Below are 19,792 nucleotides of genomic sequence, written 5' to 3'. Positions count from 1 at the left end.
GAGTGCCATGGATGGCACGAAACGAGGCCCGCAGGATGCGGTTGTTGCCGTCCCCCGCGAACCCACCCCGTCCCGCCCATCCGGCAATGCAGCTGTTGCCGTTGCTCTGACTCCAGCAGGGTGCCAGGGCGCAGCCCCGGCAACCAAACCCCGCTCGGCGGAATGTTGCCGCCAACGGCCCGCTGCGCTCGCCGACCATGGGTCGGCGCTACCGATGCCCGCAGGTCCCGTGGCCGACATTGACCTGTCGAAGGTGGGGCGGGGTGGGTTCGCGGGGGCGTTGAGCGCCATGGATGGCGCGAAACGAGGCCCGCATGGATGCGGCTGTTGCCGTCCCCCGCGAACCCACCCCGTCCCACCAGACACACATACCTGCAGATGCAGCTGTTGCTGTTGCCGTGGCCCTGGCTCCAGAGCTGGGAGCCGGGGCGCAGCCCCGGCAACCAAACCCCGCTCGGCGGAATGTTGCCGCCAACGGCCCGCTGCGCTCGCCGACCATGGGTCGGCGCTACCGATGCCCGCAGGTCCCGTGGCCACCGTGGACCTGTCGAAGGTGGGGCGGGGTGGGTTTGCGGGGGCGTTGAGTGCCATGGATGGCACGAAACGAGGCCCGCAGGATGCGGCTGTTGCCGTCCCCCGCGAACCCACCCCGTCCCGCCCATCCGGCAATGCAGCTGTTGCCGTTGCTTTGGCTCTGGCTCTGGCTCAAGCAGGGTGCCGGGGCGCAGCCAAGGCAACCAAAACCCTCTTACAGCGATTCGAAGATGCCCGCCGCACCCATGCCGGTGCCGATGCACATCGTCACCATGCCGTACTTCTGCTGGCGACGACGCAGACCGTGCAGCAGCGTTGCCGTACGGATCGCACCCGTGGCGCCCAGCGGATGGCCCAGCGCGATGGCGCCGCCCAGCGGATTGACCTTTGACGGGTCCAGCCCGCAATCGCGGATCACCGCCAGCGACTGCGCCGCAAATGCTTCATTGAGCTCAATCCAGTCCAACTGATCCTGGGTCAGGCCGGCCTGCTTCAGCGCCTTCGGAATCGCCGCGATCGGGCCGATGCCCATCACTTCCGGGCGCACACCGGCGACCGAGAAGCTGACGAACCGGGCCAGCGGCTTCAGGCCGTAATCCTTCACCGCCTGCTCGGACGCCAACAGCACCGCACCGGCACCATCGCTCATCTGCGAGGAATTGCCGGCCGTGACCGTACCGCCGAACTGACCGTTGCGGAACACCGGGCGCAGCTTGGCCAGGCCTTCGGCGGACGAATCCAGGCGCGGGCCCTCATCGGTGTCGACGATGGTGTCGCGGGTGATGATGCGGCGGCCGTCGGCCAGGTCCGGCTGACGGGTGCGCACGTCGTACGGGCTGATCTCGTCCTTGAAATCGCCGTTCTGGATCGCGGCGATCGCCTTCTGGTGCGAGGCGAGGGCGAAGGCGTCCTGCTCTTCCCGCGATACCTTCCACTCTTCGGCGACCTTCTCGGCGGTGATGCCCATGCCGTAGGCAATGGCCACGTGGTCGTTGTCGAACACGCTGGGGGCCATCGCGATCTTGTTGCCCATCATCGGTACCATCGACATCGATTCGGTACCGCCGGCCAGCATCAGGTCGGCATTGCCCAGACGGATCTGATCCGCCGCCATGGCGACGGCCTGCAGGCCGGATGAGCAGAAACGGTTCACCGTCTGCGCCGCGATGGTGTCCGGCAGGCCGGCCAGCAGCACGCCGATGCGCGCCACGTTCATGCCCTGCTCGGCTTCCGGCATCGCGCAGCCGATGATGGCGTCGTCGATGCGGTTGACGTCGATGCCCGGCGCCTGCGCTACCACCGAGCGCAGCACGTGGGCCAGCATGTCGTCGGGACGGGTGTTGCGGAACATGCCCTTGGGCGCCTTGCCTACCGGTGTGCGGGTGGCGGCGACGATGTAGGCGTCCTGGATTTGCTTGGTCATTGCAGTGATCTCTTCAATAGGGGTTGGGATGAGGTTGCCGGCCAACGGCCGGCACGACCGATGTCCCGTCAGTTCCGCAGCGGCTTGCCGGTCTTCAGCATGTGCGCGATGCGGGCCTGGGTTTTTTCCTGCTGTGCCAGTTCGACGAAGTGCTTGCGCTCCAGGGTCAGCAGCCACTCCTCGTCCACCAGCGTGCCGCGGTCCACTTCGCCGCCGCACAGGACGGTCGCGATGCGTACGGCGATCTCGTAGTCGTACGGGCTGATGAAGCGGCCTTCCAGCATGTTGACCAGCATCATCTTGAAGGTCGCGATACCGACATCACCGGCGACCTGGATGCGGCGCGAGGGCATCGGCGGGCGATAGCCGCCTTCGGCGAGGGCCAGCACTTCGGCCTTGGCAATGTGGAGCGCCTCGAAGCTGTTGAACACCACCTTGTCGGTGGCGCGCATCAGGCCGAGTTCCTTCGCGTTGACCGCCGAGTTGGAGACCTTGGCCATGGCTACCGTTTCAAAGGTCTTCTTCAGTTCGGCGAACACATCACCACCGGGGCCGGCAGCCTGCGATGCACGCACCGCCAGCTCCTTCAGGCCGCCGCCGGCCGGCAGCAGGCCGACGCCCGCTTCCACCAGGCCGATGTAGCTTTCCAGCGATGCCACGCTCTTCGCGCTGTGCATCTGGAATTCGCAGCCACCGCCCAAGGCCAGGCCACGCACCGCCGTTACCACCGGTACCAGCGAATACTTGATCGCCTGGCTGGTGCGCTGGAAGTTGTGCACCATTTCTTCGAACTGCTCGACCTTGCCGGCCTGCAGCAGGCCCAGTGCACCGGCCAGGTCGGCGCCGGCGGAGAAGGGTTCCTTCTGCTGCCAGATCACCAAGCCCTTGAAGTCTTTCTCAGCGCGCTTGATGGCTTCCTGCAGGCCATCGAGCACGTGATCGGACACGGTGTTCATCTTGGTCTTGAAGCCGACTACCGCGATGCCATCGCCGTCGTGCCACATGCGCACGCCGTCGTTTTCATACACGGTGTCGCCCTGCGGGAACTGTTCGCCCAGCAGCGGATCGGGGAAGCGCTGGCGCTGGTAGACCGGCAGTGCGGAGCGCGGCAGCTTGGCGTTGCGCGTCGGGCTGTAGCTGCCTTCGGCGGCGTGCACGCCATCGCGGCCATCGAACACCCAATCCGGCAGTGGCGCGCTGCTCATGCTCTTGCCGGCGACAATGTCATCGGCAATCCACTGCGCGACCTGCTTCCAGCCGGCGGCCTGCCAGGTTTCGAACGGGCCCAGCGACCAACCATAGCCCCAGCGGATGGCAAGGTCGACGTCGCGCGCGGTCTCGGCGATGTCAGCCAGGTGATACGCGCTGTAGTGGAACAGGTCGCGGAAGGTGGCCCACAGGAACTGTGCCTGCGGGTGCTGGCTCTCGCGCAGCTTGGCGAACTTCTCCGCCGGATTCTTGACCTTCAGGATCTCGACCACTTCCGCTGCAGCGGTCCGGTCAGCGGCGCGGTAGTCCTGCTTTTCCAGGTCCAGCACCATGATGTCCTTGCCGACCTTGCGGAAGATGCCCGCGCCGGTCTTCTGGCCCAGTGCGCCCTTGGAAATCAGCGCGTCGAGCCACTTCGGCGATTTGAAGAACGCGTGCCACGGATCGTTGGGCAGGGTGTCGCCCATGGTCTTGATCACGTGCGCCATGGTGTCCAGGCCGACCACATCGGAGGTGCGGTAGGTCGCCGACTTCGGGCGGCCGACCAGCGGGCCCGTCAGGCCGTCGACTTCGTCGAAGCCCAGGCCGAATTCCTGGGTGTGGTGGATGGTGGACAGGATCGAGAACACCCCGATGCGGTTGCCGATGAAGTTCGGGGTGTCCTTGGCGTACACCACGCCCTTGCCCAGGGTGGTGACCAGGAAGCTTTCCAGGCCCTCCAGCACGCTGGCATCGGTAGTGGACGCCGGGATCAGCTCGGCCAGGTGCATGTAGCGCGGCGGGTTGAAGAAATGCACGCCGCAGAAGCGGTGGCGCAGCTGTTCGGGCAGCACGTCGGCCAGCTTGTTGATGCCCAGGCCGGACGTGTTGGAGGCCAGCACGGCGTGGTCGGCCACGAACGGCGCGATCTTCTTGTACAGGTCCTGCTTCCAGTCCATCCGCTCTGCGATGGCTTCGATGATCAGGTCGCAGTCGCGCAGCTGTTCCAGCCCGCTCTCGTAATTGGCCGGCGTGATCGCCTCGGCGTAGGACTTGCTGGCGAGCGGGGCAGGGCTGAGCTTGCCCAGGTTGGCAATCGCCTTCAGCACGATGCCGTCGGCGGGGCCTTCCTTGGCGGGCAGGTCGAACAGCACGGTGTCGACGCCGGCGTTGGTCAGGTGGGCTGCGATCTGGGCGCCCATGACGCCGGCACCCAGCACGGCGGCGCGGCGGACTAGCAGGGAATTGGACATGTCGATAAGCCTTGGTTGGTCAGCAGTTACTGGGTGGAAAGGGAAGGTGGGGTGACAGCCGGGCTGGCGGACGTCGCGGCGCTGCGTGCAGCCGCGCGGAAGCCGGCTTCGGCGAAACGGATGAGTTCCTGTGCGGCCTGGGCACCATGCGCGGCTTCGGTGACACCGGCAGGCCGCTTGATCAGGCCGAAATCGGCCATCGCATAGGTAAGCGACCCGGCCAGGAAGTCGAGGCGCCAGTACAGCTCTTCCTTGCTCAGATCCGGCACGCAGGCGGAAATGGCACGGCCGAAGTCACGCAGCACGTGGCCGTAGTGATCCGACAGGAAACGCCGCAGGTTGTCGTTTTTCTCCGCATAGGCACGGGCGATGACGCGAACGAACGCGCCTCCGCTCTGGCTGTCCTGCGCCATCGCCAGCGCCGGCTCGACGAACGCGGCCAGCACTGGCCGCAGTTCGCCCGGATGCTCGCTGCGTGCTTTCTCCAGCTGCGCCATCCGCGCGGCGGTCATTTCGTCCATGCGGCGGCGGAACACCTCGTTGACCAGGTTTTCCTTGGATCCGAAGTGATAGTTGACCGCTGCGATGTTGACGTCAGCCTGGCTGGTCACCTGGCGCAGCGACGTCCCGGCAAAGCCATGCAGCGCAAACAACGCCTCGGCGGCGCCGAGGATGCGGTCTTTGGTGGAGAAGTGGGCAGGTCTGGCCATGGAGAGCAGGGTTCAATCAAACGATTGTTTGATATTAGACCCGGCGCCCGGCGCAATGCATTGTGCGCCGCAGCATCATGCCGCCGCCGTTCATCCCCGGCCGCAGATGAATGGCCGGGGCTACCGTGTGTTGCGGCGAGGCGCTACAATAAGCCTACGTATATCAGCCTAAGCCCGCGTTTCGACGTGGGTTTTTTTCATGCTACCCTCGGGCCTTGAGTGGCCCGGATCTCGGAGATACCACCATGGCGCTGGAGCGCACCCTTTCGATCATCAAGCCCGACGCCGTCGCCAAGAACGTCATCGGTGAAATCTACGCCCGCTTCGAAAAGGCCGGCCTGAAGGTCGTCGCTGCCAAGTACAAGCAGCTGTCGCGCCGCGAAGCCGAAGGCTTCTACGCCGTGCACCGCGAGCGTCCGTTCTTCAACGCGCTGGTCGAGTTCATGATCTCCGGCCCGGTGATGATCCAGGCCCTGGAAGGCGAGAACGCCGTCCTGGCCCACCGCGACCTGCTGGGCGCCACCAATCCGAAGGAAGCCGCGGCCGGCACCATCCGCGCTGATTTCGCTGAATCCATCGATGCCAATGCCGCCCACGGCTCGGACTCGGTCGAGAACGCCACCAACGAAATCGCTTACTTCTTTGCCGCCACGGAAGTGGTCTCCCGTTAAGAGGTTGCCGTGAACGAGGTCGTACAGACACCCGCCATCCAGCCGCTGCCGAAGTCGGCAACCACGGCTGGCAAGCAGAACCTGCTCGACCTCGATCGCGCGGGCCTGGAGCGTTTTTTCGTCGAAAAACTCGGCGAACAGAAGTTCCGGGCACATCAGGTGATGAAGTGGATCCACCATCGCTACGTCACCGATTTCGATGAAATGACCGACCTCGGCAAGGGACTGCGCGCCAAGCTGCAGGAACATGCTGAGGTGCTGGTTCCGAACATCGTGTTCGACAAACCGTCCGCCGACGGCACCCACAAGTGGTTGCTGGCGATGGGCAACGATGGCAAAAACGCCATCGAAGCGGTCTACATTCCGGACAAGAGCCGCGGCACGCTGTGCGTTTCCTCGCAGGTGGGCTGTGCGCTGAACTGCACGTTCTGTTCGACCGCCACCCAGGGCTTCAACCGCAATCTGTCCACCGCCGAGATCATCGGCCAGGTATGGATTGCCGCGCGCCACCTGGGCAACGTGCCGCACCTGATGCGCCGTCTCACCAACGTGGTGATGATGGGCATGGGCGAGCCACTGATGAATTTCGACAACGTCGTGCGCGCGATGAACGTGATGCGCGACGACCTGGGCTATGGCCTCGCCAACAAGCGGGTGACCCTGTCCACCTCCGGCCTGGTGCCGATGATCGATCGGCTGTCCACCGAAAGCGATGTGTCGCTGGCGGTGTCCCTGCACGCGCCGACCGATGAGCTGCGCGAGACCCTCGTGCCGCTGAACCGGAAGTACCCGATCGCTGATCTGATGGCGTCCTGTGCGCGCTACCTGCGTGGCAACAAGCGCCGCGAATCGGTGACCTTCGAATACACCCTGATGAAGGGCATCAACGACCAGCCCGAGCACGCCCGTGCACTGGCCCGGTTGATGCGCCAGTTCGACAATGCGGTGCAGGCCAAGGGCTCGGGCAAAGTCAACCTTATCCCGTTCAATCCCTTCCCGGGCACGCGTTACGAGCGATCCGACGATGTGCAGATCCGCGCCTTCCAGACCATCCTGCTGGACAACAACGTGCTGACGATGGTGCGCCGTACCCGCGGTGACGACATCGACGCGGCGTGTGGCCAGTTGAAGGGGCAGGTGATGGATCGGACGCGGCGCCAGGCCGAGTTCAACAAGACCCTTGATGCGCTTGAGAACGTACGGACCGGGCGCGATGCAGCGGCCTGACCGCCTGCTCGCCGGTGCTGCCCTGTGCGCGCTGGTGCTCGCGGGGTGCGGTGGTGGCAGCAAGGGGGGCGGATTGAAGATGGGCAAGGCCGAGATGTCGGTTGCGCCCACCTACACAGCCCATGACGGCGAACAGGTGCGACGCCAGCACCAATACAACAACGACGTGACGCTGGCCGGGGCGGACCTCGGGGCCGGCAATCTGGACGCGGCGGAAAAGCGCGCGCGTTCGGCACTCAAGCTGGACAGTGGGCGCCCTGACGCGCTGCTGCTGCTGGCTGCCGTCGCGCAGCGGCGTGGCGACAACGTACAGACGGGCCAGCTGCTGCAGCGGGCCACCGTGCTGGCTCCCGAGCGCGGCGACGTGCTGAACAACTACGCGGCGTGGTTGTGCCAGCAGGGGCGTGCGGCGGAGTCGCTGCCGTGGTTCGACCGGGCGCTGGTGGCGCCGGGCTACGCCACGCCGGCCATTGCGCTGTCCAACGCCGGTGCCTGCGCCCTGGATGCCGGGCAGCGTGAACGCGCCCAGCGTGACCTGCGCGCATCGCTGGCCAGCGAGCCCAAAAACGCCCAGGCGCTGACCGCGATGGCGCAACTTTCGTACGACGATGGCCGTTTCATGGAAGCGCGTGCGTTTTCGGAGCGCCGCCTCGCGGCTGCACCGTCAACGCTTTCCGTGTTACAACTGGCGTCGCAAATCGAGACGCGACTGGGTGATGCGGCAGCCGCCGCACGCTACCAGCAGCGGATTCGTCAGGAATTTCCGCAGGATGCGGACCCCAATTCCAAGGGTTGAAGCATAGTGACTGACAACCAGACCGTGAACGCTTTCGAGACGGCAGCCGGCTGTGGCCAACGCCTCCGCCAGGCCCGTGAAGCGGCAGGACTGACACTTGATGAGGTCTCCAAGCGCCTGCACATGCCTGTGCAGGTCGTCCGTTCGCTTGAGGAAGAGCAGTGGCAGCGTCTGGGCGCGCCAGTGTTCGTCCGCGGCCAGCTGCGCAGCTATGCGCGGCTGCTGGGCGTGGACGTGGGCCAGGTGCTTGAACAGGCGCAGGTGGGGCCGATCGTGCCGCCTACCCTGGTCAGCCATACCCATACGCCGCGCGCGCGCCGCATCGCGGAAAGCCTGGGCCGACGCCTCCTGTACGTGGGCATCACCGCAGCGCTCGCGGTGCCGGTCTGGTTCGCTACCCGCAGCCATCTGGATAGCGGCGGGCAGGGGCCCAACACGGCCTCCCTGGATGTGATCCCGGCGACGGTGGCCGTCGCGCCGCCTGCCGATGGTCGCGATGCCGCACCGGCACCGACGGCCGCTGCGACGCCGCAGCGACCGCCCGCCCAGCCCTACATGGCCTCGTTGACGCCGGTGCCACGGCCTGCGGCGGTCGAGCCGCCGGTGGCTGCCGGCACGGCGTTGGCACTGCAGTTCAGCGGCGACAGCTGGGTGGACATCACCGGGCCCGATGGGGCGACGGTGGAAAAGGCGCTGATCAAGGCGGGCCAGTCGCGCAGCTTCCCGGCAGGCCAGGTCAGCCGGATCGTGCTGGGCAACGCCTCGCAGGTGCAGGTTCAGCAGAACGGCACCATCATCGATCTCGGTCCGTATCAGCGAGCCAACGTTGCCCGCTTTACGGTATCCTCTGACGGCTCCGTGGTCCCGGTTTCCAACTGAGACCGCGGCGGCACTCCACAACCCAATGAACAGTCCTCCCCGGCGAGCTTGTCTCCGGCTCGGGTAGGGCGAGAGTACGCATGGCGATCGACGACCTGCTCGACGAGCACGAACAAAGTGAACGCGTCCGCTCCTGGCTGCGCAAGAACGGCCTGAGCATCCTCGGTGGCGTAGCAGTGGCCGTCGGCGCGATCTGGGGCTGGGGCTACTGGCAGCAGTCGCACGGCGACAAGCTGGCCTCGGCCAACCTGGAGTACCAGAAGGTGCTCAAGGGCATCGAGGAGAACAAACTCGATGAGGCGGGCAAGGCAGTGAAGGCACTCGACGCCGGCCCGTCCAACATCTATTCCGAACTGGCTGCCCTGCAGCTTGCGAAAGCGCAGGTGGAAGCCGGCAAGAACGATGACGCGCTTGCCACCCTGCGCGCGGTCAGCGTGGAAGGCGACCTGAAGCACGTGGTTGACCAGCGCATTGCGCGTCTGCTGGTTGCGACCGGTAAGGGCGACGAAGCCATCAAGCTGCTGGGCTCGGCCACCGACAGCAGTGCGCTGGAGATTCATGGCGACGCCTTGATGGCCGCCGGCAAGCGGGATGAAGCCCGCGGGCAGTATGAGAAAGCGCTTAAGACGCTGGACGTGGCAGCGCCCCAACGGCGCCTGCTGGAAACCAAGTTGATGGACGCCGGCGGCACGGTCGCGGCGACTGAGGAGACGGTGTAATGGGTCAGATGGTCATCCTCAAGCGGGTTGCCACGGTTGCGATGCTCGGCATGGCACTGTCCGGCTGCAGCACGGTAAAGGGCTGGTTCGCCGGCAAGGACGCAGCGGCGAAGAAACTGCAGGAACCGGCCGAACTGGTGAAGTTCGATGCCACGGTGAAGATCGACAAGCTGTGGACGGTCAATCTGGGCAAGGGCGAAGAGCGCATCGGCGTCCGCCAGGGTCCGGTCGTGGCCGATGGTCGCGTCTACGGCGCGGCGATCACCGGTGGCGTGCACGCCATCGACCTGCAGACCGGCAAGAAGATCTGGACGTACGAGCCGGCCAAGGAAAAGAAGAAGCCGAAGCTGCGCCTGTCCGGTGGGCCGGGCGTGGGTGAAGGCCTGGTGGCCATCGGTACGCTGGACGGCCAGGTGATCGCGCTCGATGCCAACGACGGCACCGAGAAGTGGCGTGCCAAGGTACCCGGCGAAGTGATTTCCGCTCCGGCCATCGGCCAGGGCATGGTGTACGTGCGCAGCAATGACGGCCGCATCACCGCGTTCGATGTGTCCAACGGCACCCAGCGCTGGTTCAACCCGCGCGAACTGCCGGCGCTGACCGTGCGCGGCAACGCGCCGATCGTGCCGGGTCCGGGCGTGCTGTTTGTCGGTAACGATGACGGCAGCATCTCCGCGATGGCGTCCACCGATGGCCGCACGCTGTGGGACCAGGTGGTCGGCAACCCGGAAGGGCGCACCGAACTGGACCGCATGGCTGACGTGGATGGCGCCCCGGTGCTGGAAGGCGCCACGCTGTATGCCAGCAGCTTCAAGAACCAGACCATGGCCATCGAAGGCCCGACCGGCCGCCCGCTGTGGGCGCGCGATCACGGCGGTGCCGGTGGTGTCGCCGTGTCGACGTCCTACGTGATCGTCACTGACAACCAGGGCGGTGTATTTGGCCTGGACAAGCAGAGCGGTGCGGCCAGCTGGTCGCAGACCGGCCTGGCCCGGCGCCAGTTGACCGGCCCTGCGCTGCAGGGGGATTACGTGGTTGTCGGCGATCTCGACGGCTATGTTCACTGGCTGCAACAGTCCGACGGCGCGATGGCCGCCCGGGCAAAGACCGGCGGGACCGTCAAGGCCCAACCGATAGTCGCTGACGGGGTGCTGCTGGTGCAGAACGTCGAAGGCAAGCTGACCGCTTACCGGTTGGCCAATTAATTACGGAGTAAACGCGATGCTGCCCCTGGTCGCCCTGGTCGGACGGCCGAATGTCGGCAAGTCCACAATTTTCAACGCGCTCACGCGCACCCGCGACGCGCTGGTCCATGACCAGCCCGGCGTGACCCGTGACCGCAACTACGGTGTATGTCGCCTGGACGAGGACAACCCGTTCCTGATCGTGGACACCGGCGGCATCGCCGAGCAGGAAGAAGGCCTGGCCGGCGCGACCGCGCGCCAGGCACGTGCTGCTGCCGAGGAAGCCGACCTGATCGTGTTTGTCGTGGATGCCCGCGACGGCACCTCGTCGCTGGACGATGACATTCTGGCGTGGCTGCGCAAGCAGCAGCAGCCCAAGGTGCTGCTGATCAACAAGATCGACGGCACCGACGAGCACACCGTGCGCGCGGAATTCTCGCGGTACGGCTTCAGCGAGATGATGACCGTTTCGGCGGCGCATCGTCAGGGTCTGGATGACCTGCTCGAGGAAATCGTCGAGCGCCTGCCGGAAGAGGGCAGCGCCGAAGAGATGGACAACGATCCGAACCGCGTGCGCATCGCCTTCGTCGGTCGCCCCAACGTGGGCAAGTCGACGCTGGTGAACCGCATCCTCGGCGAGGAGCGGATGATCGCCTCTGAAGTGCCGGGCACCACCCGGGATTCCATCTCGGTGGACCTGGAGCGCGAGGGCCGTGAATACCGCCTGATCGACACTGCCGGCCTGCGCCGTCGGGGCCGCGTGGACGAAGCGGTGGAGAAGTTCTCCGTCGTCAAGACCATGCAGGCGATCGAGCAGTGCCAGGTGGCCGTGCTGATGCTGGACGCACACGAAGGCGTGACCGACCAGGACGCCACCGTGCTCGGCGCGGTGCTGGATGCTGGCCGTGCGTTGGTGATTGCGATCAACAAATGGGACGGACTGACCGACTACCAGCGCGAGCAGGCGGAGACCCAGTTGTCGCTGCGCCTGGGCTTCGTGCCGTGGGCCGAGTCGGTGCGTATTTCGGCGATGCATGGCTCCGGCCTGCGTGAACTGTTCAATGCAGTGCACCGTGCGCATGCGTCGGCGAACCATCAGTTCAGCACCAGCGAAGTGAACCAGGCGCTGGAAGTGGCCTACCAGGCCAATCCGCCGCCGACCATTCGTGGTCACGTGTCCAAGCTGCGCTACGTGCATCCGGGCGGCGCCAACCCGCCGACCTTCATTGTGCACGGCACGCGTCTGAAAGAGCTGTCCGAGTCGTACAAGCGCTACCTGGAGAACTTCTTCCGCAAGCGCTTCAAGCTGGTCGGCACGCCGGTGCAGTTCATCTTCCGCGAGGGAGCGAACCCGTACGAAGGCAAGAAAAACCCGCTGACCGAACGCCAGGTCAAGGCCAAGCGTCGCCTGATGAAGCACGTCAAGGGTCGCTGACGCGACCCGGCAACGCTGAATCCACGGTAACGCCGACCCATGGTCGGCGAGCGCAGCGGCGGTGTGCCACCCCTGCGCGCATGGCCGATAATGCCGCCATGCGTATCCCCGAAATAACCCCGGAAATCGCCCTGCAACGCCTCGCCCACGGCGCGGCGCTGATCGACGTGCGCGAGGCGCACGAGCGTGCCGGCGGCATGGCCGAAGGCGCGCGTGGCATCGCCAACGGCGAACTGCAGGCCGATCCTGGCGCGCACCTCCCGCGCACCGACCAGGACATCCTGCTGATCTGCCAGACCGGCCGGCGCTCCGTCGTCGCGGCGCAGGCATTGCTCGCTGCCGGCTATGCAAACGTCGCCTCGGTGGCCGGCGGCACCGTCGCCTGGCGCGCGCAGGGACTGCCGCTGGTGCAGCCCCTGACCTCGGCCGAAGACCGCGATTTCTACGATCGGTATGCCCGCCATCTGCTGTTGCCGCAGGTGGGCGAAGCGGGCCAGCGCCAACTGCAACGGTCGCGCGTGCTGGTGCTGGGCGCTGGCGGGTTGGGCTCGCCTGCCGGCTTCTATCTGGCCGCGGCCGGGGTAGGGCAGCTGCGTTTTGTCGACGATGACCGCGTGGAGCGCAGCAACCTGCACCGGCAGATCGTGCACACCGAAGCCAGCGTAGGCACGCTGAAAGTGGACTCGGCCCGCGAGCGCCTGCTGGCCCTGAACCCTTCTCTCAAAGTAGAGGCCATCGCCGAGCGTGCTACCTCGTCAAACATCGACGCGCTGATGGACGGGGTGGACGTGGTGCTCGACGGCTCGGACAACTTCCCGCTGCGCTACCTGCTCAACGACGCGTGCATCAAGCACGCCAAGCCGCTTGTGTATGCCGCGATCGAGCGCTTCGACGGCCAGGTGAGCGTGTTTGACGCCGGTCGCCAGCGCGGCGTGGCGCCGTGTTACCGCTGCCTGTTCCCGCAGCCGCCTCCGCCGGAGTTCGCGCCGAACTGTTCCGAGGCGGGCGTGCTCGGCGTCCTGCCCGGACTGGCCGGTATCCTGCAGGCGACCGAGGTGCTGAAGCTGCTGCTGGGCATCGGCGAGCCGCTGACCGGGCGCCTGCTGCGCTTCGATGCGCTGGCGATGCGCTTCCGCGAAACCCGGCTCAGCCCCGACCCGCAGTGCGCGGTCTGTGGGCCGGGCGTCGAGTTCCCCGGCTATATCGATTACGCCGCTTTCTGCGCGGGCCGCTGATCCGCCGCTGCGCTCGCCGAGCGTGGCTCGGCGCTACCGAGGCACCGATCTGGCGCGCAGGGCCGGGTCATCGGTAGCGCCGACCCATGGTCGGCGAGCGCAGCGGCAGCTGTTCGTTCGCAGTGTCAGATGGAACGATATGGCAATAAATTGACCACTCGTTGCGCCAACAGAACAATCAACCGCAACTCACGTGCTATTGATTACCACACGCATGCCCTATCGTTGAGCCCTCTCGACGCATCACAGGAACGGCCGCATGGCGGTGGAAGCAGCAGCAAGCAGTGAACTGGTCAAGGTCGTCGCCCTGTTGGGCGCGGCAGTGGTGATGGTGCCCCTGTTCCGACGCTTCGGCCTCGGATCGGTCCTGGGCTACTTCACCGCTGGTCTGGCGATCGGGCCGTTCGGGCTGGGCTGGTTCTCCGATCCGCAAGCCATCCTGCATACCGCCGAACTCGGCGTGGTGATGTTCCTTTTCGTGATCGGGCTGGAAATGCGGCCGTCGCACTTGTGGAGCCTGCGCAAGGAAATCTTTGGCCTGGGTACGGCGCAGATTACCGTCTGCGCCATCGTGCTGACCCTGGTCGCCAAGCTGTTCGGCCTGCCGTGGCAGGTGGCCTTCATCGGTGCGACCGGCTTCGTGCTCACCTCTACCGCGGTGGTGATGCAGTTGCTGGCCGAGCGCGGTGACATCGCGTTGCCGCCGGGGCAGAAGATCGTCTCGATCCTGCTGTTCGAAGACCTGCTGATTGTGCCGTTGCTGGCGCTGGTCGCGTTCATGGGCCCGTCTGCGGGCAGTGCCGACGGCGAGGGCTCGCGCTGGATGTCGGTGGCCATCGGCGCCGGCGCAGTGATCGGCCTCGTGCTGGTCGGGCGTTTCCTGCTCAATCCGCTGTTCCGCATCCTCGCTGCCGCCAAGGCGCGCGAAGTGATGACCGCCGCGGCGCTGCTGGTGGTGCTGGGCGCGGCACTGCTGATGCAGCTGTCCGGGCTGTCGATGGCGATGGGCGCGTTCCTGGCCGGCGTGCTGCTCAGCGAGTCGACCTTCCGTCACCAGATCGAAGCCGATATCGAGCCCTTCCGCGGCATCCTGTTGGGCTTGTTCTTCCTCAGCGTCGGCATGGCGCTGGACCTGGGCGTGGTGGCGCGCAACTGGCCGCTGATCGTCGGTCTGGTGCTGGCGCTGATGGCGGCCAAGGCCGTCTGCATCTATGCCGTGGCACGACTGCTCGGCAGCAGCCATGCGCAGGCGCTGGACCGTGGCGTGGTGATGGCGCAGGGCGGCGAGTTCGCGTTCGTGCTGTTCGCCGCCGCTGCCAGTGCCGGGGTGATCGACGTGGACATCAACGCCAACTTCACCGCCGTGGTCGTGCTGTCGATGGCGCTGACCCCGCTGGTGGTGCTGGCGCATAAGCGCTTCGCTGCACCTGCCGTGGTCAGCATGGAAGGCGTGGAGGAGGCCGAAGGCCTGTCCGGCAGCGTGCTGCTGATCGGCTTCGGACGCTTCGGCCAGGTGGCCAGCCAGTCACTGCTGGCGCGCGACGTGGACGTGACCATCATCGACAACGACGTGGAGATGATCCACAGCGCCGAACGCTTCGGTTTCAAGATCTATTACGGCGACGGTACCCGTCTGGATGTGCTGCATGCGTCCGGTGCAGCGTCGGCGCGCGCGATTGCGGTGTGCGTCAACGACGCTACCGAAGCGGACCGCATCGTTGAGCTGGTGTCGCACGAGTTCCCGCAGGCCAAGCTGCTGGTGCGTTCGTTCGACCGCGAACACTCACTGCGTCTGATACATGCAGGTGTCGATTTCCAGATCCGCGAAACCTTCGAATCGGCCGTGGTGTTCGGTCAGGCCGCGCTGATGGAACTCGGTGCCGATGAGGACGATGCACGCGATATCGCCGAGCAGATCCGCGAGCGCGACGCAGAGCGCTTCCAGCTGGAAATGGCCGGCGGCGACCTGATTTCTGGTGCGCACATGGTGTTCGGCACCTCGCTGCCCGGCGTGCCGACGCCGACCCCGTTCACCGTGCCGAAGCGTCAGTCGCGCACGCTCAATGCCGATCAGGTGCCGCCGGACGCTTGACCAGGGTAGTGACGGCCGCTGGCCGTCAGCCCCTGCAATCCCGCCTTGACGGCCAGCGGCCGTCACTACCGGGCCTGAATCAGGGACAATAGCCGTCCCCGCCGCTGCACGCCTGCTTCGATGACCCTGCCGACCGACGCCCCCTCATCCGCCCGCATCCTCGATGGCCGCCGCATCTCCGAGGCGCTGCTCGACAGCCTGAAGGTGCGCGTGGACGCGCGTGTCGCCGCTGGTGGCAGCCGCCCCGGCCTGGCCGTGGTGCTGGTAGGAGGCGATCCGGCGTCGACCGTCTATGTGCGCAACAAGCGCCGTGCGGCGGAGAAGGTGGGCATCGAAGCGCACGACTTCGACCTGCCGGCCGGCACCAACGAATCCGATCTGCTGGCACTGATCGACGAGCTGAACGCCGATCCGAAGATCCACGGCATCCTGATCCAGCTGCCGCTGCCGGGTATCCCCGATGCCCGCCGCCTGATCCAGCGCATTGATCCGCGCAAGGACGTCGACGGCTTCCATCCCGAAAATGTCGGCCACCTGGCCCTGCGCGAATTCGGCCTGCGCCCGTGCACTCCGCGTGGCATCACCACGCTGCTGGGCCACACCGACCAGCCGGTGCGCGGCCGCAACGCGACCATCGTCGGCGTCAGCAACCACGTCGGCCGGCCGATGGGCCTGGAACTGCTGATCGCCGGCTGCACCGTGACCAGCTGCCACAAGTTCACCCCGAAGGACGTGCTGGAGCAGGCCGTGCGCAACGCCGACATCCTGGTGGTCGCGGTCGGTCGCCCGGGCATCGTGCCGGGTGAATGGGTCAAGCCCGGTGCGGTGGTTATCGACGTGGGCATCAATCGGCTGGACGATGGGCGCCTGGTCGGCGATGTGGGCTTCGAGGCCGCTGCGCAGCGCGCCAGCTGGATCACCCCGGTACCCGGTGGGGTAGGGCCGATGACGGTGGCGACGTTGATGCAGAACACGCTGGAAGCGGCAGAAGCGTTCGTTTGAGAGATCGCGCGTAGAGCCCGCTGCGCTCGCCGACCATGGGTCGGCGCTACCAGTCGCCGCCTCGCCCGATAACGCCGCACCCCGGTAGCGCCGAGCAACGCTCGGCGAGCGCAGCGGCGCCTTTCACCCCGCACCCTACCGGCGCGACACACCGTCGCATCTACCCCCTGCCGCTCGGCCGACAATCAGGGTAAAATGACGCGCTTCCCCACATCTCGGGTATGCCGATGCTGCGCATCCAGGCTGAAGCTCTCACCTACGACGACGTCTCGCTCGTCCCCGCCCACTCGATCATCCTGCCGAAGGATGTCAGCCTGGAAACCCGGCTGACCCGCGACCTGCGGCTGAAGCTCCCGATCCTGTCCGCTGCGATGGATACCGTCACCGAAGCACGCCTGGCCATCGCCATGGCCCAGCTCGGCGGCATGGGCATCATCCACAAGAACCTGAGCGTGGAGCAGCAGGCCGCCGAAGTGGCCAAGGTCAAGAAGTTCGAGGCCGGTGTCATCCGCGATCCGATCACCGTCGGGCCGGAAACCACCATCCGCGACGTGCTGGCGCTGACCCAGGCGCGCAACATCTCCGGCGTGCCGGTGGTGGATGGCGGCCAGCTGGTCGGCATCGTCACCCACCGTGACATGCGCTTTGAAACCGAGCTGGACGATCCGGTCCGCCACATCATGACCAAGAAGGATCGCCTGATCACGGTCAAGGAAGGCGCCGCGTCAGAAGAAGTGCAGCTGCTGCTGCATCGCAACCGCATCGAAAAGATCCTGGTGGTCAACGATGAGTTCGCCCTGCGTGGCCTGATCACCGTCAAGGACATCCAGAAGAACACCGATTACCCGAACGCTGCCAAGGACTCCGCCACGCGCCTGCTGGTGGGTGCCGCGGTCGGCGTGGGCGGCGATACCGATCGCCGCGTCGAAGCGCTGGTCGCCGCCGGCGTGGACGTGCTGGTGGTGGACACCGCGCATGGCCACTCGCAGGGCGTGCTGGACCGCGTACGTTGGGTCAAGAAGCACTTCCCGCAGGTGCAGGTGGTCGGTGGCAACATCTGCACCGGCGAAGCCGCACTGGCGTTGCTGGATTGCGGTGCGGATGCGGTCAAGGTCGGCATCGGTCCGGGCTCGATCTGCACCACCCGCGTGGTCGCCGGTGTCGGCGTGCCGCAGATCACCGCCATCGACTTGGTCGCCGAGGCGCTGCAGGATCGCATCCCGCTGATCGCCGACGGTGGCATCCGCTACTCCGGTGACATTGGCAAGGCGCTGGCCGCCGGTGCGTCCACCATCATGATCGGTGGCCTGCTGGCCGGTACCGAGGAATCGCCCGGCGAAACCGAGCTGTTCCAGGGCCGTTCGTACAAGAGCTACCGCGGCATGGGCTCACTGGCGGCGATGGAAAAAGGGTCCAAGGACCGCTACTTCCAGGACGCTTCCAGCGCCGACAAGCTGGTGCCGGAAGGCATCGAAGGCCGCGTGCCGTATCGCGGCCCGGTCGGCGGCATCATCCACCAGCTGATGGGCGGCCTGCGCGCCACCATGGGCTACGTGGGCTGCGGCACGGTCGAAGACATGCGCAGCAAGCCGAAGTTCGTCAAGATCAGCGGCGCCGGCCAACGTGAGAGCCACGTCCACGACGTGCAGATCACCAAGGAACCGCCGAACTACCGCGCCTGAGGCCGGACGCAAGAAGAGGAACGAGGAAGCTGCTTCCCGTTCCTCTTTCTTCATCCGCCGCTGGTTGCGCTTTCGTACTCCGTTATTCCTCCTGCATCGCCCGGGCATCATGACCAACATCCATACCGACAAGATCCTCATCCTCGATTTCGGCGCGCAGTACACCCAGCTGATCGCCCGTCGCATCCGCGAGCTCGGCGTCTACTGCGAGATCTGGGCGTGGGACCACAACCCGGCCGACATTGCGGGCTTCGGGGCCAAGGGCATCATTCTGTCCGGTGGCCCGGAATCGACCACCCTGCCAAGCGCGCCGGCTGCGCCGCAGGAAGTGTTCGGCAGCGGCCTGCCGGTGTTCGGCATCTGCTACGGCATGCAGACCCTGGCCGCGCAGCTGGGCGGTGAAACAGAAGCCGCCGACCAGCGCGAATTCGGCCATGCCGAAGTCAACATCGTGGCGCCGGACTCGCTGTTCGCCGGGCTGAGCGACCACCCGGGCGAGGCACGGCTGAACGTGTGGATGAGCCATGGCGACCACGTCTCCAAGGCACCGCCGGGCTTCACCATCACCGCCACCACCGATCGCATCCCGGTGGCCGCGATGGCCAATGAAGAAAAGCGCTGGTACGGCGTGCAGTTCCATCCCGAAGTGACCCACACCCTGCAGGGCCAGGCGCTGCTGCGCCGCTTCGTGGTGGACGTGTGCGGCTGCGAAACCCTGTGGACCGCCGCCAACATCATCGACGACCAGATCGCCCGCGTGCGGGAACAAGTCGGCGATGACGAAGTGATTCTGGGCCTGTCCGGCGGCGTCGATTCGTCGGTCGTGGCTGCGCTGCTGCATAAAGCGATCGGTGACAAGCTGACCTGCGTGTTCGTCGACACCGGCCTGCTGCGCTGGCAGGAAGGCGACCAGGTGATGGCGATGTTCGCCGAGCACATGGGCGTCAAGGTGATCCGCGTGAACGCGGCCGACCGGTACTTCGCCAAGCTGGAAGGCGTGAGTGATCCGGAAGCCAAGCGCAAGATCATCGGCAACCTGTTCGTGGACATCTTCGACGAAGAATCCAACAAGCTTAAGAATGCGAAGTGGCTTGCACAGGGCACCATCTACCCGGACGTGATCGAGTCGGCCGGCAGCAAGACCGGCAAGGCGCACGTGATCAAGAGCCACCACAACGTGGGCGGCCTGCCGGAACACATGAAGCTGGGCCTGGTCGAGCCGCTGCGCGAGCTGTTCAAGGACGAAGTGCGTCGCCTCGGCGTCGAGCTCGGCCTGCCGCGCAGCATGGTCTACCGTCATCCGTTCCCGGGCCCGGGCCTGGGCGTGCGCATCTTGGGTGAAGTGAAGCGTGAGTACGCCGAGCTGTTGGCCAAGGCCGATGCGATCTTCATCGAAGAGCTGCGCAAGGCCGACCTGTACGACAAGACCAGCCAGGCGTTCGCGGTGTTCCTGCCGGTGAAGTCGGTCGGCGTGGTGGGCGATGCGCGTGCCTATGAGTGGGTGATCGCGCTGCGGGCTGTGGAGACGATTGATTTCATGACGGCGCACTGGTCGCACCTGCCGTATGAGTTCCTGGGTACGGTGAGTAACCGGATCATCAATGAGCTGCGGGGGGTTTCACGGGTTGTCTATGACATCTCGGGGAAGCCGCCGGCTACTATTGAGTGGGAATGAGTTGAATTGACGGGGGCGCCGAGAGGCGCCCTTGTTGGTTGAGGGGGGGGCATCAGTTGAGCTTAATCGGCAGCCCTGGCTGGGGCG

General features: G+C 66.0%; 15 protein-coding genes. 12 read left to right on the top strand and 3 right to left on the bottom strand.

Features of this window, described 5'->3' with window-relative positions:
- Positions 1 to 748: 748 nt before the first annotated feature.
- The 3 genes from ABRP17_RS01450 to ABRP17_RS01440 all read right to left on the bottom strand — a co-directional run bounded on the left by ABRP17_RS01450 (position 749) and on the right by ABRP17_RS01440 (position 5,108).
- Positions 749 to 1,957 carry an acetyl-CoA C-acyltransferase gene (locus tag ABRP17_RS01450; protein WP_349985233.1) on the bottom strand — a complete coding sequence of 403 codons (1,209 nt, stop codon included), beginning with the start codon at positions 1,955 to 1,957 and terminating at the stop codon, positions 749 to 751.
- A gap of 68 nt (positions 1,958 to 2,025) precedes the next feature.
- Positions 2,026 to 4,398, bottom strand: a complete 2,373-nt coding sequence (locus ABRP17_RS01445; RefSeq protein WP_349985231.1) for a 3-hydroxyacyl-CoA dehydrogenase/enoyl-CoA hydratase family protein — start codon at positions 4,396 to 4,398, stop codon at positions 2,026 to 2,028.
- Positions 4,399 to 4,424: 26 nt separating this feature from the next.
- Entirely contained in the window at positions 4,425 to 5,108 is a 684-nt protein-coding gene (locus ABRP17_RS01440) for a TetR family transcriptional regulator (protein ID WP_349985229.1), read from the bottom strand.
- A gap of 245 nt (positions 5,109 to 5,353) precedes the next feature.
- Here ABRP17_RS01440 and ndk point away from each other — a divergent pair, with 245 nt between their 5' ends.
- The 12 genes from ndk to guaA all read left to right on the top strand — a co-directional run bounded on the left by ndk (position 5,354) and on the right by guaA (position 19,705).
- Positions 5,354 to 5,779 (top strand): nucleoside-diphosphate kinase, encoded by a 426-nt coding sequence (gene ndk / locus ABRP17_RS01435; protein ID WP_188324263.1) that lies wholly within the window; start codon positions 5,354 to 5,356, stop codon positions 5,777 to 5,779.
- Between the two features lie 9 nt (positions 5,780 to 5,788).
- Complete coding sequence (gene rlmN / locus ABRP17_RS01430) at positions 5,789 to 7,006, top strand: 23S rRNA (adenine(2503)-C(2))-methyltransferase RlmN (protein ID WP_349985228.1); 1,218 nt, start codon at positions 5,789 to 5,791, stop codon at positions 7,004 to 7,006.
- Entirely contained in the window at positions 6,993 to 7,802 is an 810-nt protein-coding gene (locus ABRP17_RS01425; RefSeq protein WP_188324261.1) for a tetratricopeptide repeat protein, read from the top strand. The genes rlmN and ABRP17_RS01425 overlap by 14 nt, the downstream gene beginning before the upstream one ends.
- A 6-nt stretch (positions 7,803 to 7,808) precedes the next feature.
- Positions 7,809 to 8,681: a RodZ domain-containing protein gene (locus ABRP17_RS01420; RefSeq protein ID WP_349985227.1), complete on the top strand. Its 873-nt coding sequence runs from the start codon at positions 7,809 to 7,811 to the stop codon at positions 8,679 to 8,681.
- Positions 8,682 to 8,761: 80 nt separating this feature from the next.
- Positions 8,762 to 9,400 (top strand): tetratricopeptide repeat protein, encoded by a 639-nt coding sequence (locus tag ABRP17_RS01415; RefSeq protein ID WP_188324259.1) that lies wholly within the window; start codon positions 8,762 to 8,764, stop codon positions 9,398 to 9,400.
- Positions 9,400 to 10,605, top strand: coding sequence for an outer membrane protein assembly factor BamB (gene bamB / locus ABRP17_RS01410; protein ID WP_188324258.1), 1,206 nt, complete (start codon positions 9,400 to 9,402; stop codon positions 10,603 to 10,605). The genes ABRP17_RS01415 and bamB overlap by 1 nt, the downstream gene beginning before the upstream one ends.
- Positions 10,606 to 10,621: 16 nt before the next feature.
- Positions 10,622 to 12,019 carry a ribosome biogenesis GTPase Der gene (der, locus tag ABRP17_RS01405; RefSeq protein WP_188324257.1) on the top strand — a complete coding sequence of 466 codons (1,398 nt, stop codon included), beginning with the start codon at positions 10,622 to 10,624 and terminating at the stop codon, positions 12,017 to 12,019.
- A gap of 98 nt (positions 12,020 to 12,117) precedes the next feature.
- Positions 12,118 to 13,254: a molybdopterin-synthase adenylyltransferase MoeB gene (gene moeB, locus ABRP17_RS01400; protein ID WP_372486857.1), complete on the top strand. Its 1,137-nt coding sequence runs from the start codon at positions 12,118 to 12,120 to the stop codon at positions 13,252 to 13,254.
- A 259-nt stretch (positions 13,255 to 13,513) separates the two neighbouring features.
- Positions 13,514 to 15,346, top strand: a complete 1,833-nt coding sequence (locus ABRP17_RS01395; RefSeq protein ID WP_192080692.1) for a monovalent cation:proton antiporter-2 (CPA2) family protein — start codon at positions 13,514 to 13,516, stop codon at positions 15,344 to 15,346.
- 120 nt (positions 15,347 to 15,466) lie between these two features.
- On the top strand, positions 15,467 to 16,348 hold the full coding sequence (folD, locus tag ABRP17_RS01390; protein WP_188324254.1) for a bifunctional methylenetetrahydrofolate dehydrogenase/methenyltetrahydrofolate cyclohydrolase FolD: 882 nt from the start codon (positions 15,467 to 15,469) through the stop codon (positions 16,346 to 16,348).
- Positions 16,349 to 16,575: 227 nt separating this feature from the next.
- Positions 16,576 to 18,030 (top strand): IMP dehydrogenase, encoded by a 1,455-nt coding sequence (guaB, locus tag ABRP17_RS01385; RefSeq protein ID WP_188324253.1) that lies wholly within the window; start codon positions 16,576 to 16,578, stop codon positions 18,028 to 18,030.
- A 109-nt stretch (positions 18,031 to 18,139) separates the two neighbouring features.
- On the top strand, positions 18,140 to 19,705 hold the full coding sequence (guaA, locus tag ABRP17_RS01380; RefSeq protein WP_349985224.1) for a glutamine-hydrolyzing GMP synthase: 1,566 nt from the start codon (positions 18,140 to 18,142) through the stop codon (positions 19,703 to 19,705).
- The last annotated feature ends 87 nt before the right edge of the window (positions 19,706 to 19,792 follow it).

This window comes from Stenotrophomonas sp. WHRI 8082 (assembly GCF_040223995.2).
Taxonomy (GTDB): domain Bacteria; phylum Pseudomonadota; class Gammaproteobacteria; order Xanthomonadales; family Xanthomonadaceae; genus Stenotrophomonas.
The sequence above is the reverse complement of the archived record's forward strand: the minus strand, read 5'-3'. Positions and strand labels throughout refer to the sequence as shown.